The 23,146-nt window shown below is 61.3% G+C and carries 25 protein-coding genes, 2 tRNA genes and 1 other RNA gene; 16 read left to right on the top strand and 12 right to left on the bottom strand.

The annotated features are described in order from the left end of the window. The first annotated feature begins 1 nt into the window (after position 1). Complete coding sequence (locus tag AC13CE_RS09505) at positions 2-1,321, top strand: dihydrolipoamide acetyltransferase family protein (protein WP_221540828.1); 1,320 nt, start codon at positions 2-4, stop codon at positions 1,319-1,321. A 46-nt stretch (positions 1,322-1,367) separates the two neighbouring features. Here AC13CE_RS09505 and AC13CE_RS09500 read toward each other — a convergent pair whose 3' ends face one another. Further along, positions 1,368-1,559: a hypothetical protein gene (locus tag AC13CE_RS09500; protein WP_482972207.1), complete on the bottom strand. Its 192-nt coding sequence runs from the start codon at positions 1,557-1,559 to the stop codon at positions 1,368-1,370. Between the two features lie 72 nt (positions 1,560-1,631). Here AC13CE_RS09500 and AC13CE_RS09495 point away from each other — a divergent pair. After that, positions 1,632-1,708 (top strand) — tRNA-Asp (locus AC13CE_RS09495). A gap of 108 nt (positions 1,709-1,816) precedes the next feature. Here AC13CE_RS09495 and AC13CE_RS09490 read toward each other — a convergent pair. From AC13CE_RS09490 to AC13CE_RS09465, 6 genes are all read right to left on the bottom strand, one after another. Further along, positions 1,817-3,238, bottom strand: coding sequence for an MFS transporter (locus AC13CE_RS09490; protein ID WP_221540824.1), 1,422 nt, complete (start codon positions 3,236-3,238; stop codon positions 1,817-1,819). Between the two features lie 48 nt (positions 3,239-3,286). Beyond that, positions 3,287-3,502, bottom strand: coding sequence for a DUF2842 domain-containing protein (locus AC13CE_RS09485; protein ID WP_221540822.1), 216 nt, complete (start codon positions 3,500-3,502; stop codon positions 3,287-3,289). Next, entirely contained in the window at positions 3,499-4,071 is a 573-nt protein-coding gene (locus tag AC13CE_RS09480) for a 5-formyltetrahydrofolate cyclo-ligase (protein ID WP_221540819.1), read from the bottom strand. Before AC13CE_RS09480 ends, AC13CE_RS09485 begins: the two co-directional genes overlap by 4 nt. Before the next feature lie 184 nt (positions 4,072-4,255). Continuing rightward, positions 4,256-4,423: non-coding RNA, 6S RNA (gene ssrS, locus AC13CE_RS09475), on the bottom strand. Between the two features lie 11 nt (positions 4,424-4,434). Continuing rightward, a complete protein-coding gene (locus tag AC13CE_RS09470) occupies positions 4,435-4,767 on the bottom strand; it encodes a cell division protein ZapA (protein WP_221540818.1) in 333 nt (110 codons plus the stop codon). Further along, positions 4,764-4,946, bottom strand: coding sequence for a hypothetical protein (locus AC13CE_RS09465; RefSeq protein ID WP_221540816.1), 183 nt, complete (start codon positions 4,944-4,946; stop codon positions 4,764-4,766). The genes AC13CE_RS09470 and AC13CE_RS09465 overlap by 4 nt, the downstream gene beginning before the upstream one ends. A 179-nt stretch (positions 4,947-5,125) precedes the next feature. Here AC13CE_RS09465 and tkt point away from each other — a divergent pair, with 179 nt between their 5' ends. The 4 genes from tkt to AC13CE_RS09445 all read left to right on the top strand — a co-directional run bounded on the left by tkt (position 5,126) and on the right by AC13CE_RS09445 (position 10,533). After that, positions 5,126-7,126 carry a transketolase gene (gene tkt / locus AC13CE_RS09460; RefSeq protein WP_482972206.1) on the top strand — a complete coding sequence of 667 codons (2,001 nt, stop codon included), beginning with the start codon at positions 5,126-5,128 and terminating at the stop codon, positions 7,124-7,126. Positions 7,127-7,141: 15 nt separating this feature from the next. Continuing rightward, positions 7,142-8,149 carry a type I glyceraldehyde-3-phosphate dehydrogenase gene (gene gap / locus AC13CE_RS09455; RefSeq protein ID WP_221540811.1) on the top strand — a complete coding sequence of 336 codons (1,008 nt, stop codon included), beginning with the start codon at positions 7,142-7,144 and terminating at the stop codon, positions 8,147-8,149. A gap of 111 nt (positions 8,150-8,260) precedes the next feature. Next, on the top strand, positions 8,261-9,460 hold the full coding sequence (locus AC13CE_RS09450; RefSeq protein ID WP_482972205.1) for a phosphoglycerate kinase: 1,200 nt from the start codon (positions 8,261-8,263) through the stop codon (positions 9,458-9,460). Further along, the gene (locus AC13CE_RS09445; protein ID WP_221540808.1) at positions 9,412-10,533 is read left to right on the top strand and encodes a serine hydrolase domain-containing protein; all 1,122 of its coding nucleotides are present in this window, start codon (positions 9,412-9,414) and stop codon (positions 10,531-10,533) included. Before AC13CE_RS09450 ends, AC13CE_RS09445 begins: the two co-directional genes overlap by 49 nt. On the opposite strand, the gene AC13CE_RS09440 is transcribed toward AC13CE_RS09445, so the two are convergent. Beyond that, positions 10,530-11,288, bottom strand: a complete 759-nt coding sequence (locus tag AC13CE_RS09440) for a flavodoxin family protein (protein ID WP_221540806.1) — start codon at positions 11,286-11,288, stop codon at positions 10,530-10,532. The two genes, AC13CE_RS09445 and AC13CE_RS09440, sit on opposite strands and share 4 nt — an antisense overlap. Before the next feature lie 125 nt (positions 11,289-11,413). On the opposite strand from AC13CE_RS09440, the gene AC13CE_RS09435 reads away from it, so the two are divergent. Further along, positions 11,414-12,301 carry a fructose bisphosphate aldolase gene (locus tag AC13CE_RS09435; RefSeq protein WP_482972204.1) on the top strand — a complete coding sequence of 296 codons (888 nt, stop codon included), beginning with the start codon at positions 11,414-11,416 and terminating at the stop codon, positions 12,299-12,301. A gap of 18 nt (positions 12,302-12,319) precedes the next feature. Here AC13CE_RS09435 and AC13CE_RS09430 read toward each other — a convergent pair whose 3' ends face one another. Beyond that, positions 12,320-12,712, bottom strand: a complete 393-nt coding sequence (locus AC13CE_RS09430) for a hypothetical protein (protein WP_221540801.1) — start codon at positions 12,710-12,712, stop codon at positions 12,320-12,322. Positions 12,713-12,791: 79 nt separating this feature from the next. Between AC13CE_RS09430 and thiE the strand changes: the two genes are divergently transcribed. The 3 genes from thiE to AC13CE_RS09415 all read left to right on the top strand — a co-directional run bounded on the left by thiE (position 12,792) and on the right by AC13CE_RS09415 (position 15,398). Further along, the gene (gene thiE / locus AC13CE_RS09425) at positions 12,792-13,424 is read left to right on the top strand and encodes a thiamine phosphate synthase (protein WP_221540799.1); all 633 of its coding nucleotides are present in this window, start codon (positions 12,792-12,794) and stop codon (positions 13,422-13,424) included. Between the two features lie 106 nt (positions 13,425-13,530). Then, positions 13,531-14,670: a L,D-transpeptidase family protein gene (locus AC13CE_RS09420; RefSeq protein WP_221540798.1), complete on the top strand. Its 1,140-nt coding sequence runs from the start codon at positions 13,531-13,533 to the stop codon at positions 14,668-14,670. Positions 14,671-14,687: 17 nt separating this feature from the next. After that, a complete protein-coding gene (locus AC13CE_RS09415) occupies positions 14,688-15,398 on the top strand; it encodes a M23 family metallopeptidase (protein ID WP_221540797.1) in 711 nt (236 codons plus the stop codon). On the opposite strand, the gene AC13CE_RS09410 is transcribed toward AC13CE_RS09415, so the two are convergent. Continuing rightward, positions 15,395-15,760, bottom strand: coding sequence for an elongation factor P (locus tag AC13CE_RS09410; protein WP_345719468.1), 366 nt, complete (start codon positions 15,758-15,760; stop codon positions 15,395-15,397). The two genes, AC13CE_RS09415 and AC13CE_RS09410, sit on opposite strands and share 4 nt — an antisense overlap. Positions 15,761-15,901: 141 nt before the next feature. Between AC13CE_RS09410 and efp the strand changes: the two genes are divergently transcribed. From efp to AC13CE_RS09380, 6 genes are all read left to right on the top strand, one after another. Then, entirely contained in the window at positions 15,902-16,465 is a 564-nt protein-coding gene (gene efp, locus AC13CE_RS09405) for an elongation factor P (RefSeq protein WP_221540796.1), read from the top strand. A gap of 11 nt (positions 16,466-16,476) precedes the next feature. Then, a complete protein-coding gene (locus AC13CE_RS09400) occupies positions 16,477-16,830 on the top strand; it encodes a hypothetical protein (protein ID WP_221540795.1) in 354 nt (117 codons plus the stop codon). Positions 16,831-16,839: 9 nt separating this feature from the next. After that, the gene (locus tag AC13CE_RS09395) at positions 16,840-17,658 is read left to right on the top strand and encodes an inositol monophosphatase family protein (RefSeq protein WP_482972203.1); all 819 of its coding nucleotides are present in this window, start codon (positions 16,840-16,842) and stop codon (positions 17,656-17,658) included. Between the two features lie 79 nt (positions 17,659-17,737). Beyond that, positions 17,738-17,822: transfer RNA gene (locus AC13CE_RS09390), tRNA-Leu, on the top strand. Between the two features lie 112 nt (positions 17,823-17,934). After that, complete coding sequence (locus tag AC13CE_RS09385) at positions 17,935-19,761, top strand: SLC13 family permease (protein ID WP_482972202.1); 1,827 nt, start codon at positions 17,935-17,937, stop codon at positions 19,759-19,761. Between the two features lie 126 nt (positions 19,762-19,887). Beyond that, the gene (locus AC13CE_RS09380) at positions 19,888-21,228 is read left to right on the top strand and encodes an amidohydrolase (RefSeq protein ID WP_221540792.1); all 1,341 of its coding nucleotides are present in this window, start codon (positions 19,888-19,890) and stop codon (positions 21,226-21,228) included. A 111-nt stretch (positions 21,229-21,339) separates the two neighbouring features. Here the strand turns inward: AC13CE_RS09380 and AC13CE_RS09375 are convergent, their stop codons facing one another. Beyond that, entirely contained in the window at positions 21,340-21,531 is a 192-nt protein-coding gene (locus tag AC13CE_RS09375) for a hypothetical protein (protein ID WP_425594526.1), read from the bottom strand. An 11-nt stretch (positions 21,532-21,542) separates the two neighbouring features. Then, on the bottom strand, positions 21,543-23,141 hold the full coding sequence (locus tag AC13CE_RS09370; protein WP_221540790.1) for an isocitrate lyase: 1,599 nt from the start codon (positions 23,139-23,141) through the stop codon (positions 21,543-21,545). Positions 23,142-23,146 lie beyond the last annotated feature (5 nt).

Genomic DNA, 23,146 nt, shown 5'->3' with positions numbered 1-23,146 from the left:
AATGGCCAAGTTCACATTCAACATGCCCGATATCGGCGAAGGCATTGCCGAGGCGGAAATCGTCCAGTGGCACAAGAAAGTCGGCGACACCGTCCAGGAGGACGAGGAATTCGTCGACATGATGACCGACAAGGCCACTGTGCCGATGGAAAGCCCGGTCACCGGCAAGATCCTCGAAGTGGCGGGCGAAGAAGGCGACATGGTCTCGATCGGCTCGATGCTGGTGGTGATCGAGGTCGAAGGCGAAGTGCCCGACGAGGTCATCGAAGAGAACGAGGCCGCAACCGAAGCGACGCCTGCTCCTTCGCCGAAGGCCAAGGAAGTCGAAGAGCGTATCGAGGTCGAGAATTCGGACGCCGGCGATGCCGACGATGCGATGGCGGCCGACCCCGCACCGCCGCCTGCGCCCGCGCCGACCCCGGCACCCGAACCGGCACCGGCAGCTGCCGCCAAGGTTCTTGCCAGTCCGGCCGTGCGCAAGCGTGCGAAGGAACTCGGCGTCGATCTGGGCCAGGTGAAGCCTTCCGAAGAAGGCCGCATCCGCCACGGCGATCTCGACCAGTTCCTGTCCTACAATTCGGGTTACGCGCCTGCCGCGAGAACGCGCGAGGACGAGGAGCGGAAAGTCATCGGGATGCGCCGCCGCATCGCCGAAAACATGGCCGCTTCGAAACGCAATATCCCGCATTTTACCTATGTCGAGGAATGCGACGTCACCGATCTGGAAGTGCTGCGCGCCCAGCTCAACGACAGCCGCAGCCGCGGCGACAAGCCCAAGCTCACCATATTGCCGCTGCTGATCACGGCGATCTGCAAGACGCTGCCCGACTTCCCGATGATCAACGCCCGCTATGACGACGAGGCAGGCGTGGTGACACGCCACGGTGCGGTCAATCTGGGCATGGCGGCGCAGACCGATGCCGGGCTGATGGTCCCGGTCATCAAGAATGCGCATTCCAGGAACCTGTGGCAGCTCGCCAACGAGATTTCGCGTCTCGCCGATGCCGCGCGCAACGGCACTGCGAAGAAAGAAGACATGGAAGGCGGCACGCTGACCGTGACCTCGCTCGGCCCGCTGGGCGGCGTTGCGACCACGCCGGTCATCAACCGTCCCGAAGTGGCCATCATCGGCCCGAACCGCATCATCGAACGCCCGATGTATGTGACAGGCAGCGATGGTGCAGAGCGGATCGAGAAGCGCAAGCTGATGAACATATCGATCAGCTGCGATCACCGCGTTGTCGACGGCTTCGATGCGGCAAGCTTCATCCAGGCCTTGAAAAAGCTGCTGGAAACCCCGGCGCTGATCCTGGTCGACTGATTTCGGAAGCTTCCGCTTCGGCGGGAGTTTTCATTTGGCAGGCGGTTCAGACACGGCTGAATACGACATGCCTATCGCCGATATCGCCGCCCAGCATGACGAGATATACGGCGAGAATGCCTTCGTCAGCCCGTTTTGCCCCATACGATTTCGTCCGCCCGAAACCGGCCCGAAGAGAAAACTTCGGGTAAATTTCGGCCGCCCGTCCAGCTCCGGCAAAAAGTGCGAATTTTCCCATCCAATTTGCGTTGACAGGAATCGGAGCCTCCACTAGATGCGCGGCTCCCAAGGGGCGCTACAGCGCAAATGCGCGGGTGTAGCTCAGTTGGTTAGAGTATCGGCCTGTCACGCCGAGGGTCGCGGGTTCGAGTCCCGTCACTCGCGCCACCTTGGGATATTACCTCATTCCTGATGCTTGTCGCAAAAATAGGCGGTTCGTCCGCCGACCTTCGCGCTCGAGCGTCGGGCGCCAAGATTCGTTTCTGACAGTTCCGCTCAACCCGCTGCGCGCAGGCGGCGCAGGTTCTCTTCATGACCGGCCCTGTCGATCTTGTAGCGAGAAACGCAGTACAGCGCACTCAGCCACAGCAGGAGGAGAGTGGGGGCATAGAAAGCCCCCAGACGCCACAACGTTTCCGACGAAACAGTGTCGGGGTCGGCGCCTTCGGGAAAGGCGATGAGCGACAGGATCACGCCGGCAGCCGCCACCCCGATTCCCTGGGTAACTTTCCGGGTAAAGGTCATCGCTGCGTAATAGACCCCTTCGCTCCTGCGGCCGGTGCGCAGCTGGTTCGATTCCACGAGATCGGCAATCATCGAATAGGACACCGCCTGCACCGCAATGATGAGAGCGAGGTCGATCACGTTGATCCCCAGCACCAGAGGGAAAAGCAGCGGATCTCCATTCTCTGGCATCAGGTCCGCGAGGCGGAGGAGGACGGGCGCCGGCTGGATGGTGAAGGCAAGCAGCCCAAGCGTAATCGTGGCGCGTTTCTTGCCCAGTCGCCGCGTTGCCCAGGGGGCGAGCAGGAAACCCAGCAGCGCGGAGAAAAAGACGGTGCAGGTCCAGATGAAGATCTGGAATTCGCCGAAGCCCCAGAAATACCGCAGTATCAGGAAGGCGAGGGCAGCCGAGAGCCCGGTGGCAATGGCGAAGAGGACGGTGGCGAAAAACAGGGCGAGGAAGCTCTTCTCGCTCAGCGTTTCGATCATTTCGCGAAAGATGCGCGTGACGCTGTATCGCTCGCCCGTGGCGACGGGGCGGTGGAGGAAGGGTATCCGGCTGTGGGTGCCAAGTGCCGATACCATGATCGCGGCGAAAATCAGGACCGAGGAAATGATGCCGTAGGTGGCATAGGCTTCCCGGTCGAGCATGCCGAGCGGGCCGGTCAGCAGGGCGCCGAACATGACTACGCTCATGATGCTCCCGCCGGACCAGCCGAAAAACAACCTGTAGGACTGGAGGCTGGTACGTTCGTCATAGTCGGTCGAAAGTTCGGGGATGAGCGCAGAACTCGGCGTTTCGTAGAAAGTGATGAAGGTGCGGATAAGCACCGCGAGGCAGGTCAGATAGAGGAAGAGACCCGTCTGGCTCAGTTCGGGTGGGTTCCACAGCAGGAAATAGCTGAATGCGACGGGCAAAGCGGCGGCATACATGAAGGGATGGCGCCTGCCCCATTTGCTGCGGAAATTGTCCGACCAGTATCCCACCAGCGGATCGGATACCGCATCGAACACCAGTGCAATCAGGATGGCGAGCCCGACGAGGCCCGGCTCCAGCCCGATGACGGTGCCGTAGAAGAGCAGCAGGAAATAGTCGAAACCGTTGTTCTTGATACCGAACGCCGCGGCGCCGAAGCCGTGCGCAAGTTTCAATCCCACCGACGGTTTGTCGGCGCCCGCGCCATCACCTGCCATAATCTCTCCCTCGGGAGGGACGCTATCGGAGCAGGTTGCCCTTGGCAATCAGCGCCAGTTGCCGGTTTCCATCCATTTGAGGAAGCGGCCCAGCGGCAGCAGCCAGACGAGGCCGAGGAATAGATAGATCGCAGTTTGAACCAGCGTCGGCCAGTCGCCGATCAGGTCCGGCATGTAGCGCGCGACCACGATGCCATAGACGATCAGCACCAGAAGCAGGCCGAGCAGGCCGACGGGGATGCGCCAGGTCGGTTCGGTTCTCATGCGAAGGGTCCGTAAATCCGGGTGGGGGTCACGACAGCCCGCAGGGGCTGGTCGTGATCTTCGGTGGGCAGGTCTTCGACCAGCTGGCAGTCCCAGGCGAGACCGATGGGCGTGGCCTCAGGATGGTCCGCCAGCCACCGGTCGTAATGTCCGCCGCCCTGGCCAAGGCGGTTGCCGCTGCCGGAAAAGCCGATGAGCGGCACGAAGAGCACGTCGGGGATGAGCACGGGCGCGTCTGCGAAGGGCTGGAGCAGTCCGAACGGCCCGACCTCCAGATCCTCTTCGTCATAGGGATCGGAGAAACGCGCGAATTCCATTGCGGCATTGCGGCTCGCAAAGCGGGGCAGGGCGATCTCGTGGCCGCGATCGAGGAAGAACTTGGCATAGGATGCCGCCGGTGCCTCGAACGGGTTTGCCCGGTAGAGGCCGACCACCGCGTCTTCGGGCACAAGTTCGAGCAGCGGAGCAGGCGGGCGGTGGAACACCAGCGCGCGCATGGAGTCGGGCAGCGCCGCGACCTGATCGCGCCGGGCGGCGCGCAAATGCTTGCGGAGAGACTGTTTGTCCAAAAGCCGTTCGTCCTGAGCTTGTCGAAGGACCGGTCTGCCTTCTTGAGTGGCACATAAAGCGAAGTGCGGGGGGTGGGCAATGCCCAGCTTCGCTTCCGACAAGCTCAGCCCGAACGGCTATCAAACGCACAGCCGAAATAGAACTTCCGCGCTCAAGCGGCGCAGCATTAGCGCGAATATAAGTGACGGGACCGCCATGGGTCGTTGCCGGAAAATCCTCTGACGCCTTCACGTCAGGTGGGCGCCGTATATCCAGATTGCCAGGACGAACCCGCCAATCCGGTAGGGACAGCTCCCTTGGATTGCTTATAGCCTCAGGGATGTTCATGCGGCTCGTGCCGGGCAGCCCCGCCGCTGCCCTATTTAGGAGGTGTGCGAGCTACCCTCAAGCCTCGTCGCTGCATTTTCGAGCGAGGCTGCGAGCCGTTCGAGCTTTTCGGCGACGCCATTGGTGTCGATGGCTGGCGGCGGCGGCGCGCTTGACTGTGCCGCCGTGCCCTGAGCTTCCTCGAGTTCGTCGGCCAGTATCAGCGCGGCAAAGAGCAGGTTCTTGGCCTCGTTGCTCGACAGGTTCGGGCCCATTGACGCCAGCTTGCTATCGATCACCGCTGCGAGCCGCTGGACGTTTTCTTCCTGCCCGTCGGCGCAGGAAACGGTATAGTGCCGTCCGCCGACCTTGAGCCGCACGTCACTCATTTCTCGAGGCTTTCGATGAGATCGTCGAGCTGCGAGAGGCTTGCCGATACACGGGCCTTCAGCGCCTCGTGCCGTGCGGCGATTTCGCCATCGCCGCCTTGCTGGCTTGCCTGCGCCTCGATCCGCGCAAGCGCGCGTTCGATCCTGTCGATAGCGCCGGAGATACGTTGCTCGCTCATACCTGCCCCGAATTAACGCCAAGAGGCTGTCTTGGCAAAGGCTTGCGGCTGCCTGTTGATAAATCGCGCAAGCAAGGCGGAGTGGTCTTCCTCACCGCGCCTCGGGTTGACCTTGCGCGCGCCCTCCGCGAAGGGTGCGCGCGCGTCGAATCGCCCCATATTTTCGGAGAATGATCCCCATGAGTCTCGACACCGCTCGCATGGTCCGGATGGCCAACGCCATCAGGGCACTTTCCATGGATGCGGTGCAGGCGGCAAACTCGGGGCATCCCGGCATGCCGATGGGGATGGCGGATGTGGCCACCGTGCTGTGGAGCGAATTTCTCCGGCACGATCCCAAGGCGCCTGACTGGGCCGACCGCGACCGCTTCGTTCTGTCGGCCGGTCATGGCTCGATGCTGATCTACAGCCTGCTGCACCTTTCGGGTTATGAACGCCCGACGATCGACGATATCCGCAATTTCCGCCAGCTGGGTTCGCCCTGCGCTGGCCATCCGGAAAACTTCCTGCTCGACGGCGTCGAATGCACCACCGGTCCGCTGGGGCAGGGGCTTGCGATGGCAGTCGGCATGGCGATTGCGGAGCGTCATCTCAACGCGCTGTTCGGCGATGATCTGGTTGACCACCGCACCTGGGTGATTGCTGGCGACGGCTGCCTGATGGAAGGCATCAACCACGAAGCGATCGGGCTTGCCGGACATCTCAAGCTCGGCCGGATGAATGTGCTGTGGGACGATAACCGCATTACCATCGACGGCGATACCGACCTTTCGACCAGCGAGGATATCAAGGCGCGCTACGAGGCGACCGGATGGCACGTTACGACGTGTGACGGGCATGATTTCGCCGATATCCGCCGCGCGCTGGCAGAAGCTGCCGCCGATCCGCGCCCGTCGCTGGTCGCCTGTAAGACGGTGATCGGCAAGGGTGCGCCGAACAAGGGCGGGACGCATCATGTCCATGGCGCTCCGCTGGGGGCAGAGGAAATCGCCGCCACGCGCGAAGCGCTGGGCTGGACCTCCGCGCCGTTCGAGGTTCCCGCAGAGATACTCGCCGACTGGCGCGCGACGGGCGAACGTGGAGCAGCTGCTCATGCCGCATGGCATAAGCGACTGACAAGCGATGCTGATCGGCGCGCGCGGTTCGAAAATCACATGATGGGCGTATCCGATCTCGCCGCTCCGGCACTCGAGGCCTATATTCAGGGTATTGCCGCCAATCCTCCCAAGGTGGCAACGCGCAAGGCCTCCGAAATGGCACTCGGCCCGCTGACCGAGAAGCTGCCGCAGCTGATAGGCGGTTCGGCCGACCTGACCGGCTCGAACAACACCAAGACCCCTTCGACCACGCCTTTCAGCGCTGATGATTACGCGGGCCGCTATGTCTATTACGGTATCCGTGAATTCGGCATGGCAGCCGCGATGAACGGTATGATGCTGCATGGCGGCGTGGTACCATATGGCGGTACATTCCTGATTTTCAGCGATTATTGTCGCAATGCCATCCGCCTCTCCGCACTCCAGCAGATCGGCACGGTCTATGTGCTGACGCATGACAGCATCGGCCTGGGCGAAGACGGACCGACACACCAGCCTATCGAACAGGTGATGAGCCTGCGCCTTATCCCCAACCTCAGCGTCTATCGCCCCGCCGATGCCATCGAGACGGCGGAATGCTGGGCACTGGCGCTGCAGACTCCCGAAACGCCTTCGGTGCTGGCGCTGACCCGCCAGAACCTCACCCCCGTGCGTGGCGAGGGTGACGAAGACTGGACCGGCGCAAGCAACCGCTGCGCGAAGGGCGGTTATCGCCTGCGTTCGGCCGAGGCGACGCGCAAGGTGGTGCTGCTCGCTTCGGGCTCCGAAGTCGAAGTGGCCGTCGCTACCGCAGAGGCGCTGGAAGCGCAGGGCATTGGCGCCGATGTCGTCTCCATGCCCTGCACTGAATTGTTCGATGCGCAGGACGCGGCCTATCGTGCAGACCTATTGCCTGCCGATGCACTCAAGGTTTCGATAGAAGCGGGCGTCACCATCGGTTGGGAGCGTTACACGGGCGTGGACGGGCTCAATATCGGTATCGATCGTTTCGGCGCCAGTGCACCGGCAAGCGATCTCTTCGAGAAATTCGGCATCACGGCGGACGCCATCGTTCCGCAAATCATGAACAAATTGAACGGTTAAGCAGGAGCTTTTCGCATGACCACCAAGGTTGCAATCAATGGTTTCGGACGTATCGGCCGCCTCGTGGCGCGCGCAATCCTGGAACGCGACGATCACGATCTCGAACTCGTCAGCATCAACGATCTCGCCGACACCAAATCCAACGCCCTGCTGTTCCAGTATGACAGCACGCATGGCCGTTTTCCCGGCACCGTCGAGGTTGGGGACAACGCCATCATCGTGAATGGCAAGTCGATTGCAGTGACCAGCGAACGTAACCCGGGCGACCTGCCTCATGCAGCGCAGGGCATCGATATCGTGCTCGAATGCACCGGCTTCTTCCAGAGCCACGAGCAGGCCGAACCGCACCTGAAGGCGGGCGCCAAGCGTGTGCTCATTTCGGCTCCGGCGAAGAACGTTTCCGCCACTATCGTTTACGGCGTGAACCACGAAACGCTGACGGCGGAAGACGTAATCGTCTCCAACGCCAGCTGCACCACCAACTGCCTCGCGCCCATGGCGAAGGTACTCCACGAAACCGTGGGTATCGAACGTGGCTTCATGACCACGATCCACAGCTACACCAACGACCAGCGCATGCTCGACCAGATGCATGGCGACATGCGCCGCGCACGCGGCGGTGCACAGAACATGATCCCGACCACCACCGGCGCAGCGCGCGCGGTCGGCCTGGTTCTGCCCGAGCTGGCCGGAAAGCTCGACGGATCGTCGGTCCGTGTACCGACGCCGAACGTCAGTCTCGTCGATCTCGTTTTCACCTCCGGCCGCGATACGAGCGCAGAGGAACTGAACGCAGCGCTCAAGGCTGCTTCGGAAGGCAAGATGAAGGGCGTGCTCGACTACACCGACCAGCCGCTCGTCTCTTCCGACTTCAACCACTATCCGGCCAGCTCGACCATCGACAGCCTCGAAACCAGCGTCATGGAAGGCAAGCTTGCCCGCGTCGTCAGCTGGTATGATAATGAATGGGGCTTCTCGAACCGCATGATCGACACCACCGGCGTGATGGCGAAGTTCCTCTGACAAATCTCACCCGTTCGCCCTGAGCTTGTCGAAGGGCCGTCCTTTCTTTGAGTGCTGAGCCGGAAGTAAGAACGGGGCTTCGACAGGCTCAGCCCTAACGGAACCGGACTCATGGCGAAATTCAAGACCCTGGACGACCTTGGCGACATCACCGGCAAGGTCGCGCTCGTGCGGGTCGACCTGAACCTTCCGATGAAGGACGGGTCGGCCACCGACGTCACAAGGGTCGAAGCTGTGAAGCCAACCATCCTCGAACTATGCGAGCGCGGAGCGAAAGTCCTGCTGCTTGCGCATTACGGGCGTCCCAAGGGCCAGCGCTATTCGACAATGAGCACCAGCTTCGTGCAGGGCGACGTCGAGAAGGTCCTTGGCAAGGAGATCATGTTCATTCCCGAGGTCATGGGACCGGTAGTCGAACAATCGATCGGCATCCTGTCGGATGGCGATATCGGATTGCTGGACAATGTCCGCTTCTGGCCCGGCGAAGAGGCGAACGATCCCGACTTCGCCAAAGGCATCGCCACTCTCGGCGATTTCTATGTGAACGACGCCTTTTCCGCCGCGCACCGCGCCCATGCCACCACCGAAGGCCTGGCGCACCATCTGCCGGCCTATGCGGGCCGCGCGATGGAGGCCGAACTCAAGGCGCTGGATGCTGCTCTCGGCAGTCCGGAGCAGCCGGTCGCTGCGGTCGTTGGCGGAGCAAAGGTTTCCACCAAGCTCGATGTGCTGGAGAACCTTGTTGGCAGGGTGCAGCACCTGATAATCGGCGGCGGAATGGCGAATACTTTCCTCGCCGCGCGCGGTGTCGATGTAGGCAAGTCGCTATGCGAGCATGATCTCACCGATACGACGAACCGCATCATGGACCGGGCCGACCATGCCGGTTGCACCGTCCACTTGCCGTATGACGTCGTGGTCGCGAAAGAATTCGCGGCCAATCCGCCGAGCATGCGGATCTGCAACGTACACGAAGTCGCCTCGGACGAGATGATCCTCGACGTCGGCCCACAGGCGGTCGAGGCACTGGGCGACGTGCTCAAGACCTGCCGCACACTGGTTTGGAACGGCCCGCTGGGCGCATTCGAGACCGAGCCTTTCGACACGGCGACCGTGGCACTCGCCAAGACGGCGGCTGCACTGACGCAGGATGGCTCGCTGACCTCGGTCGCAGGCGGGGGTGACACCGTCGCCGCACTCGCGCATGCTGGCGTGAAGGACGATTTCACCTTTGTATCGACTGCCGGAGGGGCATTTCTCGAATGGATGGAAGGCAAACAGCTACCCGGGGTCGCCGCGCTCTCTCGCTGATCGGCGCGCTGTTGCTCGCTCCCGCTGCCGCCTTGGCACAAGAGCCCGAGGAGCAGTTCGACGCCTTCCTCGAAGAGTTCCGTAGCGAGCACATGATCCCTTCGTTGAGCGCCGTCATCGTGCGCGATGGCGAAGTCGCCTGGGAAGGCTATTACGGCTATTACGACGACGAGGGCGAACGGCCGACCAACGCCGATACAACCTACAAGATCGCCTCCACCACCAAGCCGATATCGGCCACCGCCATTCTAGCCGAGCATCTGGCAGGGGGCCTCGATCTCGACTTGCCCATGCGCAGCGACGAAGGGTGGCAGGAATTGTGCGATTACTTCGCCACCACGCCCATTCCCTTCATGAAAGGCGGCACAGACCGGCTCGGCAACACGATAGCCCCGGTGGACTGCAAGAAAATGACGACTCTTGCCGAGATGCTCGACATGCGGGCGAACGGTGAGACATTCGTTTACAACCCGATCCTGTTTGCCCGCATCGATCGTGCCATCGAGGGTGCCGGGGGGCGGTCCTTGCGCGCCATCGTGCGCGAACGCGTGGCGGATCCGGCAGGCATGCATGATTCGGCGCTAGGATGGCATGATCCCAAGGGCGGGGCAGCGCTACGCAATTTCGCTTTCGCATACCATGTCGTCGATGGCCGCGTGCAGAAGCAACCTTTGTCCGATGACGATTTCCGCGCAGCTGCCGGGATCATTGCCAGCCCGCGTGCGCTGGCAGCATTCGATATAGCCTTCGATGCGGGAACGCTGATCCCACCGAGCTACAGGCAGGAACTGGTCGAGCGCGAAATCGGGCCGCTCGGAGATTATCGTCTCGGCTGGTTCCTCGAGGACTGGGAAGGAAAGCGCCTGTTGTGGCACTCCGGATGGGATGAGCAGAAAGGATCGGCGCTCTATCTCAAGGTGCCGAAGAAGAACCTGACCCTGATCGTGCTCGCCAATACCGAAGCAATCTGGTGGCATAATTCACTGGTCAAGGCGGAGGTGGTCGAGAGCATCATCGCCCGAACTTTCCTCGATATTTTCGCAAGCGACGCGGCACTGAAGAAACCGGCTTAACGATAATCGGGATTGGGCGCGTCGAAGCGGCGGCCATCTTTCCACAAATCGACCGAATTGCCCCATGCCGGGATGCCGCCCGCATCCTTCAACATGCGCGCCATGTGCATCAGGTTCCATGTCATGAAGGTAGTGTTACGGCGGGTGAAGTCGTTGTCGAAGCCGACATAGCCGCTGCCGTCTTCCTTGGCATCGCCATAGCTCGGGCCTGGTCCCGCTTCGCCGATCCAGCCCGCATCGGCCTGCGGCGGGATGGTATAGCCGACATGCTGGAGCGAATAGAGGACGCCCATGCCGACATGTTTGATGCCGTCTTCGTTACCCGTGACGATGCACCCTCCGACCTTGCCGTAGAAAACATATTGGCCCTTGTCGTTGGTCTGGCCCGAATGAGCATAGAGCCTTTCGATCAGGCGTTGGCAGACGGAGGATTTTTCGCCCAGCCAGATGGGGGTGCCGATCACGAGTATGTCGGATGCATCGACCTTCTTCCAGATTTTCGGCCAGTCGTCCCGTTCCGCCCCATGCTCTGCCATGTCGGGATAGATGCCGGGCGCAATTTCGTGATCCACTAGCCGCACCTGATCGAGTGAGACATTGTTCCGCACCAGGATCGCCTCGACCACGCCGAGGAGCTTGTCGGTATGCGAGCCTTCGGGTGAGCGTTTCAAGGTGCAGTTGATCGTCAGCGCCCTGAGATCCGAATAGTCGTTCGAATGGTCGTCGCACAGCTTCTTCTGGGTCTCGTCGAGCATGGATTCTCCTGTCTCTATCAAGGATTACGAACGGCATTGCGAATTGTTGCACCCCGGCTGTTGCAGGTGCGAAGGGCCTTTTGTATGGGCCGCGCATACGAATGCAGACCCACGGGGATTCTTACATGACTTTCGACGAAATGCGCGACCGGATCGCACACGGGCAGGGCTTTATTGCGGCACTGGACCAGTCGGGCGGTTCCACCCCCAAGGCGCTGCGTGGATACGGCGTGGAAGATGGCGAATGGGACGGCGACGAGCAGATGTTCGGCCTCATCCACGAAATGCGCCAGCGCATCATCGAGGCACCCTGCTTCGGCAATGGCAAGGTCATCGGGGCGATCCTGTTCGAAAAGACCATGGAAGGGACAAGCGGCGGAAAGAGCGTGCCGGCGCGCCTGAAGGAACGCGGCATCGTGCCCTTTCTCAAGGTCGACAAGGGCCTCGAGGACGAGCGCGACGGTGCGCAGTTGATGAAGCAGAACCTCAATCTCGAGGCGATGTGCGCGCGGGCGAAGGATCTCGGCGTGTTCGGCACCAAGATGCGCAGCGTGATCAAGTCGGCCAATCCGGTGGGGATCAAGGAAGCCGTGCGCCAGCAGTTTGCAGAAGGCGCACGCATACTGTCCTGCGGCCTCGTGCCCATGCTCGAGCCCGAATACGACATCACCTCTGCCGACCGTGCCGAGGGCGAGAAGATCATGCTCGAAGCGATCGAGGAAGGGCTTGTAGCGCTTCCCGAGGGCCAGCAGGTCATGCTCAAGCTTTCGATTCCGAAGGAGGCAGGGCTTTACTCCGGTCTGACGAAGCATCCCAGGGTGCTGCGTGTGGTCGCGCTTTCGGGCGGGTATTCGACCGACGAGGCTTGTGCCGAGCTGGCGAAAAACCCGGGCATGATCGCCAGCTTCAGCCGCGGCTTGCTGCAGGATCTGCGCAAGCAGCAGAGCGATGAGGAATTCGACGGCACGCTGTCGGGTGCGATTGACCGCATTCACGCAGCCAGCGTGGCCTGATCCCTCGCAGCGAGCGGGCTAGCGCCGCTCGTAAACGAAGCGGTATTCGCCGGGCTGCGTTTCGCGGTCCTGCCGTTTTTCGGGCAGGCCGGAGACGAGCACGTAGGTGCGGCTGAGGACCTCGTGCGGTTCGCCCAGCGTCAGGTCCACCGTCTGCGCCCAGTGGGTCGAGGTAATGCGGGTCGAAACGGTGAGCTTGCCGGCCCATACGCAGCGCGCATTCTCCGGGCACCTGCTGTCCTCCACCACCGCGAGCGGGGTGAGGATCGCATCGCCCGTCCAGACGGGTTCGCCAATGCCGACCGGGGTCCCCTGTGCCGCCGCATCCTTCCCGACGCGGGGCGTATCGGGGATTACCGCGCAGGAAGCGAGCGGGAGGGCGATGAGCGCGAGCGCGAATATTCTTGCCATGGCTGTGAGATAGCGCCCGCTTCGCTTTCCCCAATCTGAATGTCGACGAACAGCGTTCTTGGCGATACGGAGCGGAGCGATGGCCCAAAAGATAATCACGCAGCTTTACCTGATCTCGCCGCTCGACGTTTCGGGCGACTTTCCTCGCAGGCTCGAACGCGCGCTCGAAGCGGGGAAGGGCGTCGTCACCGCTTTCCAGTTCCGGGTGAAGGGGATCGACCAGCACGAGGCCGCTGCGCTTGCCGTACCGTTGCAGGAAATCTGCGCGGCGCACGAAGTGGCCTTCATCGTCAACGATTCGATTGCGCTGGCCAAGAGACTGAAGGCCGATGGCGTCCATCTGGGCCAAGGCGATGGCGATGTGAAAGAGGCACGCGAGGAACTCGGCCGCGAAGCCCAGATTGGCGTGACCTGCCATGCATCGCGCCACCTCGCGATCGAAGCAGGCGAGGCCGGTGCCGATTATGTCGCCTTTGGAGCCTTTTTCCCGAGCGAAACCAAGGAAACCGAGCATCGTGCGGAATTGCAGTTGCTCGAATGGTGGAACGAAATGGTCGAAATTCCCTCGGTCGCCATTGGCGGGATCTCTCCGGAAAATTGCAGGCCGATCATCGAAGCCGGGGCAGACTTCCTGGCGGTATCCGGCGCAGTCTGGTCGGGCGATGAGGTTGCAGCCGTGAAAGCCTTTGCGGAGCAAATCTCCAAGGCATGAGTTGTCTCACTGAACGGGGCGGGTCGCCTCCCCAAATTTCAGGAGATACCTCGTGCGCACATTTCTATTTGTTGCAGCTTCTTCGATCGCCCTCGCGGCATGCGGTATGAACGGTGCCGAAGAGGAAAACGATACGGGCACCGTCCAGGCCGAACCTGCCGAAGATTACGGATACGAAACCTACGACGAGAACAATCTCGCCGACTCCATGGCATCGAACGACGAAGAATCGCGCCAGGATGACGTGATCCCCGATCCGGAAGAGCGCCCGATCATGCAGGCGCAGGTCGTGCTGGACCGGCAAGGCTGGGGGCCGGGCGTGATCGATGGCAAGATGGGCATGAGCACGGAAAACGCATTGCGCGGTTTCCAGGAAGCCAACGATCTGGAAATCACCGGCGAGCTGGACGAGGCGACCGAAACGGCGCTGGCGGACTGGGATTCAATTCCTGCGACACGTGTTGTCACCATCCCGGAAAGCTGGGGAGACGCCCGGTATTACGAGATTCCGGAGGACCCGGCAGAGAAAGCCGAGATGGAAAGGCTTGGATACAAGTCGCTCGACGAGCGGCTGGCAGAGCGCTTTCACACGACGGTAGAGGTGCTCCGCGAACTCAACCCGAACGGCCGACCTGCCGGGGCCGGTTCGCCTGCGGAGGCAAGCGAAGGAAATGCCGATCAACCTGCACCCGCTGGCTCGAGCGATGGCTATTTCAAGGCTGGTCAGCAAGTCCGCGTGCCCAATATCGGTGCCGACCGGATCGAGAAGGGCGCGATAGAAGATCGGGACTGGCAAACAACGCTCGCAAGTCTTGGAGTGGGCACCGAGCAGCCCGAAGTCGACCGTATCGTGGTCAGCAAGGCGGGCAAGACGCTGAAAGCGTACCAGGGCGACGAACTCGTCGCACTTTTCACCGTCAGCTCTGGCTCGAGCGAATTTCCCCTGCCATTGGGCGAATGGGACATTGTCGGCGAGGCATACAATCCAACTTACCAATATGATCCCGAGGTGCTTGGCAAAGACGATGCGGAGGGTGGTGTCCATACTTTTCCGCCCGGCCCCAACGGCCCGGTCGGAGTGGTCTGGATCGATCTGTCGAAGGAACACTACGGCATCCACGGCACGCCTGATCCGGAAACGATCGGCCGTGCACAATCGAGCGGCTGCGTGCGGTTGACGAATTGGGACGCCGCCAGGCTCGCCGGAATGGTGTCTCAATCTACCAGAGTGATTTTCGAAAGCTGACAGGCTAGGAAGTGCGAATGAAAATCATCGATCGAATACTTACCATCGTCGTCACGGCTACGATTACCAGCGCGATCTGGATCGTGGCGGGTGGCAGCCTGATCGAAAACGCCACGGCCGATAGTCAGCGCGAGAATACGCGGCCTGCCGAATCCGCGCCAAGCCCTTCGCCAACGCGGGCCGGCCCTGCCGAACCGGGTACGGAGACGCCGGTCTCCGACGAAGCCCGCAATGCCAAGCCCCTCAACACCGAATTCGCCCGGATGATCGAAGAGGGAGCGGCAAAGGATCTGATCATCCCCGTACTCAATGTGAGCTCCTCCGAACTATCCGATACGTTTACCGACTCCCGTGGCGGCGGCGAGCGATTGCACGAGGCGATCGATATCATGGCTCCCAAGGGTACCAGCGTGATTGCAGCGGGACCGGGAATTGTCGAAAAGATGTTCGAATCCGATGCCGGGGGGAATACGTTGTATATCCGCTCGTCCGACGGGCGCACGATCCATTATTATGCCCATCTCGACCGATATGCGAGGGGGCTCAAGGAAGGACAGCAGGTGCGGCGGGGACAGCGCCTTGGCGAAGTGGGATCAAGCGGGAATGCCTCGGAGGACGCTCCGCATCTTCATTTTGCAATTCTTCAAACGACACAAGATGCGGAGTGGTGGGAACCAGCGAACGCGATCAATCCCTATCCACTTCTGAAGGGTTCCCAGGACAACTAGTCGCTTATCGGACCAGCCCTGTGACAGCGCAAGCGGCCCAGCTTGCCGCTTCGGTCGATTTCCTGAAGCATGCCGGAAGACACGCGCATCATGCGCATGCCTTTCATGGGGCCGCGGGTGAAAGTGATGCGCTTGCCTTCCATCAGGTAGGTCCCCGATCCATTGCCGGCGGTGTAGCTCGACGCGCCGGTAATAGCGAAATTACGCCCCTCGACCTCTCGCCAGGCTGGGCCGTCTGCACTGCCCGGCAGCGCGCAGACGTATTCGCCCTGCGGTAACAGGCCGAGGCGACCCTGCGCCAGTACGGGAGATGCGGTAAGCGTCGCAGCGGACGCCAACACGGCGATTGCAAACGATTTCACGTCATACCCTCCAAGACCCTCTTATAGGGATATTGCCGCAAAATTTCCACCGCCTTGCCGTGCGCCCTGCCAGCCTGTAAGGGCGCTCACGCACGACCGTTCGATGCCGGACGGCGCTCTTTCACATCGAGGCAGACTCCCATGAAAATCAGCGGCGTGGACATCCGTCCGGGCAACATCATCGAATATGAAGGCGGCATCTGGAAAGTCGCCAAGATCCAGCACACCCAGCCGGGCAAGGGTGGTGCCTATATGCAGGTCGAAATGAAGAACCTGCAGGACGGCCGCAAGACCAACGTCCGCTTCCGTAGCGCCGACACGGTCGAGAAGGTCCGTCTCGATACCGAAGAATACCAGTTCCTTTATGAAGATGGCGATATGCTCGTCTTCATGGACCAGAACACCTATGAGCAGATTACTCTGCCGAGCGATCTTCTGGGCGATGCCCGTCCGTTCCTGCAGGACGGAATGCAGGTGAAGCTGGAACTGTGGGAAGAGAAGCCGATCTCGGTCGAGCTTCCGGCGCAGATCGAAGCCGAAATCGTCGAAGCAGATGCCGTGGTGAAGGGGCAGACCGCCTCCTCCAGCTACAAGCCTGCCGTGCTGGACAACGGCGTGCGCATCATGGTTCCTCCGCATATCGGAAGCGGAACGCGCATCATCGTCGACGTCTACGAACAGAGCTACGTCGGCAAGGCGAGCTGAGGGGCGCAGACATGGGCAAATCCATCGCCAGTCGTTTCGATAATGTCGACATCGCCAAAAGCACGCTGCGCGCGGTCATCATCAACGATGACGAGCTGACGCTGGAGATGGATTTCTGCCTTGAGCCTGCACATCCGGACTATGAAGAGCCCGGCGCGGGCGAAGAGTGCTGCTGGCATCCCGGCCTGCTCAAGTTCGCCGGGATCAGCAAGCTGCAGCTCGACCGGCGCGAAACCGCCGGCGACGGGATGCAGCGCCGCTTCGCTATCGAAACATTCAACATCGAGGGCACGAAGTTCGACATGGCCTGCGAGTGGGGCGACATCCACCTGCAGGCGCGTTCGATCCGCGTCCTGACCGAATAAGAGAGTATAATGGCCGCAATTTCCGGACTGATCCGCGTGATGGAGAAGGCCGCGCGCAAGGCGGGTGGCCGCCTGCGCCGCGACTTCGGCGAGATCGAGCACCTGCAGGTAAGCCGCAAGGGCCCTTCCGACTTCGTGTCCAAGGCCGACATGCGGGCCGAGCGCGCAATCTACCACGAACTTCTGGCCGCGCGCCCCGATTGGGGTTTCGAGATGGAAGAAGCCGGAACGATCGAGGGGAAGGACGGCATGCCGCGCTGGATCGTCGACCCGCTCGACGGAACCAGCAATTTCCTGCACGGCATCCCGCATTTCGCGATCAGCATCGCGGTGCAGGAGCGCAAGCTGGGCAGCGACGATTGGGGCGATGTCACTGCCGCGGTGGTCTATAACCCGGTTACCGACGAGACTTTCTGGGCCGAGAAGACGCGCGGCGCGTGGCTGCATGACGGCCGCCTGCGCGTTTCATCTCGCCGCAATCCGTCGGAAGCGCTGGTCGCCACCGGCATTCCCTTCTCCGGTCATGGCGATTTTTCCGAATGGTCGAAGATATTCAACGCCATCGGGCCCAATGTGGCGGGCATCCGCCGGTTCGGCGCCGCTTCGCTCGATCTCGCCTGGCTCGCCGCCGGACGTTTCGACGGCTTCTGGGAGAGCGGCCTCAATGACTGGGACACAGCGGCCGGATGCCTGATCGTGCGCGAAGCGGGCGGCTTCGTTTCCGACTTCCGCGGCCGTTCGGAGCAGATTCACTCGAAGCAGATCCTCGCAGCGAACGATCAGTTGCATTCCAAACTGCACAAGATGCTCGCGAATGCGCTCAAGTAGGGTGGCGATTGCGGGCGATTTTCATTGAAAGCTTGATGCGGCAAAGACGCGCGGCTAACGCGTCGCGCTCCAGCACAGTGCCCCTGTGGCGGAATTGGTAGACGCGCTCGACTCAAAATCGAGTTTCTTACGAAGTGCCGGTTCGAGTCCGGCCAGGGGTACCATCCAGGACAATCGGTATTCGGCTCTAAGATCCGCGGGTGCAGCCCCGATATCATCGCGAAATCGCTTGATATTCGGCGATAGCGGTGGGATTGATCCGACCGGATGATCGGGATGCCGTCCTACCACGCGATTGCAGCCATGGCGGTGACAATCGCCATGTTCATCGCCTTTGCGCGTGGGCGAATGTCGGTGGAGATCATCTCGCTGATGACCATCGCCGTGATTGCGGTGGGGCTCTATTTTTTCCCGCTCGAAGGCACGGCACCTACCGACGGCCTCTCGCTTGCGTTCTCAGGCTTCGGACATTACGCACTCATCACCATCTGCGCCCTCATGATCATGGGGCGCGGTTTGGTTGTTACCGGTGCGCTGGAACCTGCTGCACGCCTCCTTGAACGGGTCTTCAAGATCAACGGGCAACTCGGCCTGTTGATTTCGCTGGTAGTTGCGATGGTCCTGTCGATGGCGGTCAACGACACGCCCGTCCTCGTGCTTCTCCTGCCCATCTTCGTCGCGCTGGCGCACCGCGGAGGCATGCCGGCGTCGAAGACGCTGATCCCCATCAACGCTGCGGTACTGATTGGAGGAATGGCCACGACGATTGGTACGTCCACGAACATTCTCGTCGTATCTATCGCCGTGGATCTCGGGATGCGCGAAATGGGCGTATTCGATTACACGCCGATCGTCCTCTTTGCGGCCGTGTTTGCTCTGCCGTACCTCTGGCTGGTTATGCCGCGCCTGCTTGGCGATAACCGGGTGTTCGACCAGCATGAATTACGCCGCTTTGTGACCCGGTTGAGAGTGACCGAGAATTCGATGCTCAACGGGCGCGAATTGGCCGAAGTGGTCAAGCGCCTCCCGGAAGGAATCGAGTTCGAGGAAGTGCCACCCGGGTTAATGCGGGCGAATCAACGCCTCACCATGACCGGCACTCACGAGGTGATCGAGGAAGCGGCAAGAGTTCTGCGCGGGGACGCTGCGCCTTCTTGGGTGATGGAGCGTATCCGTCGGAGTTCCCAGGAAAAGAGCATCGATATTGCCGTCGTCGAAATGACCGTCACGGCCGACTCTCGCCTCATCGGCCGGACGCTGCCTACCTCCGGGATTGCGGACCTCTATGGGGTAGCGGTGATTGGCCTTCACAGGCCCAAGCGGCTGGTAGGGGAAAAGGATAAGTTCTCTGTCGGCGGGGACATGCGTATCGTCGAGGGCGACGTCTTGCTCGTCATGGGCCTACCTGACGACCTGCAAAATTTCGCCCAAGGTGACAGCCTCCTCAAGCTCGAAGGCATGCGCGAATTGCCGCGCCGATCGAAGGCGGTGCTGGCCGCGGCCATCATGATCGGATCGGTTGCCTTGGCTTCGGTCGGGCTACCCTTTTTCGGGAGCGAGGGGTTCTTTTTGCTCAAGGTCCCGATCGCCATTTCAGCGCTGGCGGGTGCGATCTTGATGTTCGTGACCGGCTGCGTGAAGTTCGACCGGGTCGGCCGTGCCTTGTCCGGCAAGGTGATCGTACTGGTCGCCGCCAGTATTGCGATCGGACGGATCGTTCTCGAAAGCGGGGCGGCAGACTGGCTGGGACTGCTGATTTCATCCGGCCTGCAGCATCTGCCACCTGCAGGCGTACTCGCTGCGATCATGCTGTTCGTCACTCTTCTCACCAACTTCGCGTCGAACGCGACTGCGGCCACCGTCGGTACGCCGATTGCCTTCAGCATCGCTGCGCAACTCGGCTTGCCGCCAGAGCCATTGGTGCTGGCCGTGCTGTTCGGCTGCAATCTCTGCTATGCGACGCCGATCGCATATCAGACGAATATGCTCATAATGGCCGAGGGTAGCTATGAATTTGGCGATTATATCCGCACCGGAATCCCCTTGGTGGTGATCATGGTTGCTGCGCTTTCCGTGGGACTGGTCCTGACCTACCAGCTCTAAGGGCCTTTCCTATCGCGCGTGCCTCTGCCAGTCTTGCGGCACAGAACGCGGGGTGGACCGAAGGCAGGGATTTTTCCCCTTCGGGTCCGTGTTGTATGTTTTCCATTCTGGAGGGGTAACCAGACCATGTCCTACATTCGTCCTACAGCCATCACTGCCGCTTGCGTGACAGCGCTCGCTTTCGCTTTACCGGCCAACGCGCAGGACCTGCGCACTTCGCTGGACGAAGATATGCCCGGCCTGATGGAGCTTTACCGGGATCTCCACGCACATCCCGAACTCAGCTTCGAAGAACACGAAACTGCCGCCAAGCTGGCCAAGCGGATGCGCGCGCTCGGTTTCGAGGTGACCGAAGGCGTGGGACAGACAGGCGTGGTTTCGGTCATGCGCAATGGCGATGGGCCTACCGTGATGCTGCGAGCCGACATGGACGGATTGCCCGTTGTCGAACAGACCGGATTGCCCTTTGCCAGCAAGGAAACGGCCACGCCCGCCAGCGGTGTGACGACGGGTGTCATGCATGCATGCGGTCATGATACGCACATGGCCGGATTCATCGGGGCTGCCCAGTTGCTGGCCGAGAGGAAGGATGAATGGCAAGGGACCCTGGTCATGATCCTCCAGCCCGCCGAGGAGCTGGGGCTGGGTGCGCTCGCCATGCTGGAAGACGGATTGTACGAGCGGTTCCCCAAGCCCGAATATGTGATCGCTTTCCACGATGCGGCCGCGCCCGTCCCGGCGGGCACTATCGGTTTTACACCCGGGTATGCGCTGGCGAATGTCGATAGCGTCGATATCACGGTGAAGGGCGTTGGCGGACATGGAGCCTATCCGCACACGACCAAGGACCCGATTGTCCTTGCCAGCGCGATCGTCATGAAATTGCAGACGATCGTCAGCCGCAATTCCTCGCCGCTCGATCCCGCCGTTATAACTGTCGGCAGCTTCCATTCGGGCGCGAAGCACAACATCATTTCCGACGAAGCGAAGTTGCAACTGACCGTGCGCAGCTATTCGGATGAAAGCCGACAGTTGCTGCTCGACGGCATTCGGCGCGTAGCCCGGGGCGAGGCCATTACTGCCGGGCTGCCGGAGGACCTCTATCCCGTAGTGACGGTGGAAGAGCCCTATACACCCTCGACCTTCAACGATCCCGATTTCAGCGAAGAGCTTGCAGCCGGTTTTCGCCAGCGGTTCGGCGAAGACCGGGTGATGCAGTGGCCCGCGGTCATGGGGGGCGAGGATTTCAGCCAGTTTCGCCGCGCTGCGCCGGATGACGTGAAGTCGATGATCTTCTGGATCAGCGGGACCCCAGCCGAAATGCTCATCGCGCTGGAAGAGGAGGGCAAGCCGCTGCCTTCTCTGCATTCGCCGTTCTGGGCGCCAGATGCGGAAGCGGTTGTGCGGACTGGCGCCGAAGCACTCGCTGCTGCGGCACTCGACCTGATGCCCGCCAACGGCGGATAAATTGACGGCTGCCGGAGCGTTGGGGCACTCCGGCAGCCGCTTCTCCTCCCCAGGAGAACTGATTTGAGGGTAGGCGTGTTCTCGCGCTACCGCTTCGTTACTTGACCACGGTCAGCCGTCCGAAGGGACGTATGTGCCGAGACGGTGATGCAGAGCGTTGATCCTGGCCAGTTCTTCGCGGTCTTCCGTCTGGCGGGCGTAGCTGGTGAGAGCGGTGCGCAGCAGGCGGAAATCGGCGGTCGAGAACAGGGCGCGGGCGCGGCCTGGCTCGGTCTTCGGAGTGTCTTCGGTCATCGTAGTCATCCTTCCTCTCCTTACGCCGCAGCGAACTGGTTCATGGTATTGTCCTTACCGCCGGCCTTGAGAGCCGCTTCTCCGGCAAAGTATTCCTTGTGGTCATCGCCGATGTCCGATCCGGCCATGTTCTGGTGCTTCACACAGGCGATACCCTGGCGGATCTCCTCGCGCTGCACATTCTTGACGTAACCAAGCATCGCCTGCTCGCCGAAATATTCACGGGCGAGGTTGTCGGTGCTCAGCGCTGCCGTGTGATATGTCGGCAGTGTGATGAGGTGGTGGAAGATGCCCGCCTCGCGTGCCGCATCCTTCTGGAAAGTCCGGATACGCTCATCGGCTTCGGCGGCGAGATCGGTCCTGTCGTAATCCACGCTCATCAACTTGGCGCGATCATAGGCCGAGACGTCTTTGCCTGCTTCTTCCCATGCGTCGTAGACCTGCTGGCGGAAATTCAGCGTCCAGTTGAAGCTGGGTGAGTTGTTGTAGACCAGCTTGGCATTCGGGATCACCTCGCGGATACGGTTTACCATTCCGCCGATCTGGCCGATATGCGGCTTTTCGGTTTCGATCCACAGTAGGTCTGCACCGTTCTGGAGCGCCGTGATGCAGTCGAGCACGCAGCGGTCCTCGCCCGTTCCCGCACGAAACTGGTAGAGGTTCGAAGGCAGGCGCTTGGGGGCAAGCAGCTTGCCATCACGGCTGATGAAGACCTGTCCGTTCTTGATGTCCTCAGCATCGACCTCATCGCAGTCGAGGAAGCTGTTATACTGGTCGCCCAGGTCCCCGGGTTCCTTGGAGAAAGCGATCTGCTTGGTAAGGCCGGCTCCGAGGCTATCGGTGCGCGCAACAATGATGCCGTCCGGAACGCCAAGTTCGAGGAACGCATAGCGGATAGCGCGGATCTTCTGGAGGAAGTCCTCATGCGGCACTGTGACCTTGCCGTCCTGGTGGCCGCACTGCTTCTCGTCCGAGACCTGGTTCTCGATCTGCAGCGCGCAGGCGCCCGCCTCGATCATCTTCTTGGCGAGCAGGTAGGTCGCCTCGGCATTGCCGAATCCGGCGTCGATATCGGCAATGATCGGCACGACATGCGTCTGGTGCTCGTCGATTTCTTTGAGCAGGCGGTGCGTATTCACCGCGTCGCCCCCGGCCTTCGCCTCGTCGAGTTCACGGAACATCATGCCGAGTTCGCGGGCGTCCGCCTGCTTGAGGAAAGTGTAGATTTCTTCGATCAGCCCCGGAACCGACGTCTTCTCATGCATCGACTGGTCGGGCAGTGGACCGAAATCGCTGCGCAGCGCGGCAACCATCCAGCCCGAAAGATAGAGGTACCGGCGCTTGGTGCTGCCGAAATGCTTCTTGATCGAAATCATCTTCTGCTGCGCGATGAAACCGTGCCAGCAGCCCAGCGACTGCGTGTAGTTTGCCGGATCGCGATCATAGGCTTCCATGTCCTCGCGCATGATCTTCGCGGTGTAGCGGGCGATATCGAGACCGGTGGGGAAGCGGTTCTGGACAGCCATGCGGGCAGCGCTGGCGGCATCAATCGCGGCCCAGCTTTCTCCCTTCCGTCCGATCGCTTCGTTCATTTCCGCGATGTTGCTCTGATAGGTCATGGCGT

This window comes from Qipengyuania sp. B-5 (assembly GCF_056857815.1).
The sequence above is the reverse complement of the archived record's forward strand: the minus strand, read 5'-3'. Positions and strand labels throughout refer to the sequence as shown.

Excerpts from the sequence above, each read along its gene's own strand:
- AC13CE_RS09505 (WP_221540828.1), top strand. The coding sequence starts at position 2 with ATGGCCAAGTTCACATTCAACATGCCCGATATCGGCGAAGGCATTGCC.
- AC13CE_RS09500 (WP_482972207.1), bottom strand. The coding sequence starts at position 1,559 with ATGGGAAAATTCGCACTTTTTGCCGGAGCTGGACGGGCGGCCGAAATT.
- AC13CE_RS09490 (WP_221540824.1), bottom strand. The coding sequence starts at position 3,238 with ATGGCAGGTGATGGCGCGGGCGCCGACAAACCGTCGGTGGGATTGAAA.
- AC13CE_RS09485 (WP_221540822.1), bottom strand. The coding sequence starts at position 3,502 with ATGAGAACCGAACCGACCTGGCGCATCCCCGTCGGCCTGCTCGGCCTG.
- AC13CE_RS09470 (WP_221540818.1), bottom strand. The coding sequence starts at position 4,767 with ATGAGTGACGTGCGGCTCAAGGTCGGCGGACGGCACTATACCGTTTCC.
- AC13CE_RS09465 (WP_221540816.1), bottom strand. The coding sequence starts at position 4,946 with ATGAGCGAGCAACGTATCTCCGGCGCTATCGACAGGATCGAACGCGCG.
- tkt (WP_482972206.1), top strand. The coding sequence starts at position 5,126 with ATGAGTCTCGACACCGCTCGCATGGTCCGGATGGCCAACGCCATCAGG.
- gap (WP_221540811.1), top strand. The coding sequence starts at position 7,142 with ATGACCACCAAGGTTGCAATCAATGGTTTCGGACGTATCGGCCGCCTC.
- AC13CE_RS09450 (WP_482972205.1), top strand. The coding sequence starts at position 8,261 with ATGGCGAAATTCAAGACCCTGGACGACCTTGGCGACATCACCGGCAAG.
- AC13CE_RS09445 (WP_221540808.1), top strand. The coding sequence starts at position 9,412 with ATGGATGGAAGGCAAACAGCTACCCGGGGTCGCCGCGCTCTCTCGCTG.
- AC13CE_RS09440 (WP_221540806.1), bottom strand. The coding sequence starts at position 11,288 with ATGCTCGACGAGACCCAGAAGAAGCTGTGCGACGACCATTCGAACGAC.
- AC13CE_RS09435 (WP_482972204.1), top strand. The coding sequence starts at position 11,414 with ATGACTTTCGACGAAATGCGCGACCGGATCGCACACGGGCAGGGCTTT.
- AC13CE_RS09430 (WP_221540801.1), bottom strand. The coding sequence starts at position 12,712 with ATGGCAAGAATATTCGCGCTCGCGCTCATCGCCCTCCCGCTCGCTTCC.
- thiE (WP_221540799.1), top strand. The coding sequence starts at position 12,792 with ATGGCCCAAAAGATAATCACGCAGCTTTACCTGATCTCGCCGCTCGAC.
- AC13CE_RS09420 (WP_221540798.1), top strand. The coding sequence starts at position 13,531 with ATGAACGGTGCCGAAGAGGAAAACGATACGGGCACCGTCCAGGCCGAA.
- AC13CE_RS09415 (WP_221540797.1), top strand. The coding sequence starts at position 14,688 with ATGAAAATCATCGATCGAATACTTACCATCGTCGTCACGGCTACGATT.
- efp (WP_221540796.1), top strand. The coding sequence starts at position 15,902 with ATGAAAATCAGCGGCGTGGACATCCGTCCGGGCAACATCATCGAATAT.
- AC13CE_RS09400 (WP_221540795.1), top strand. The coding sequence starts at position 16,477 with ATGGGCAAATCCATCGCCAGTCGTTTCGATAATGTCGACATCGCCAAA.
- AC13CE_RS09395 (WP_482972203.1), top strand. The coding sequence starts at position 16,840 with ATGGCCGCAATTTCCGGACTGATCCGCGTGATGGAGAAGGCCGCGCGC.
- AC13CE_RS09385 (WP_482972202.1), top strand. The coding sequence starts at position 17,935 with ATGCCGTCCTACCACGCGATTGCAGCCATGGCGGTGACAATCGCCATG.
- AC13CE_RS09380 (WP_221540792.1), top strand. The coding sequence starts at position 19,888 with ATGTCCTACATTCGTCCTACAGCCATCACTGCCGCTTGCGTGACAGCG.
- AC13CE_RS09375 (WP_425594526.1), bottom strand. The coding sequence starts at position 21,531 with ATGACTACGATGACCGAAGACACTCCGAAGACCGAGCCAGGCCGCGCC.
- AC13CE_RS09370 (WP_221540790.1), bottom strand. The coding sequence starts at position 23,141 with ATGACCTATCAGAGCAACATCGCGGAAATGAACGAAGCGATCGGACGG.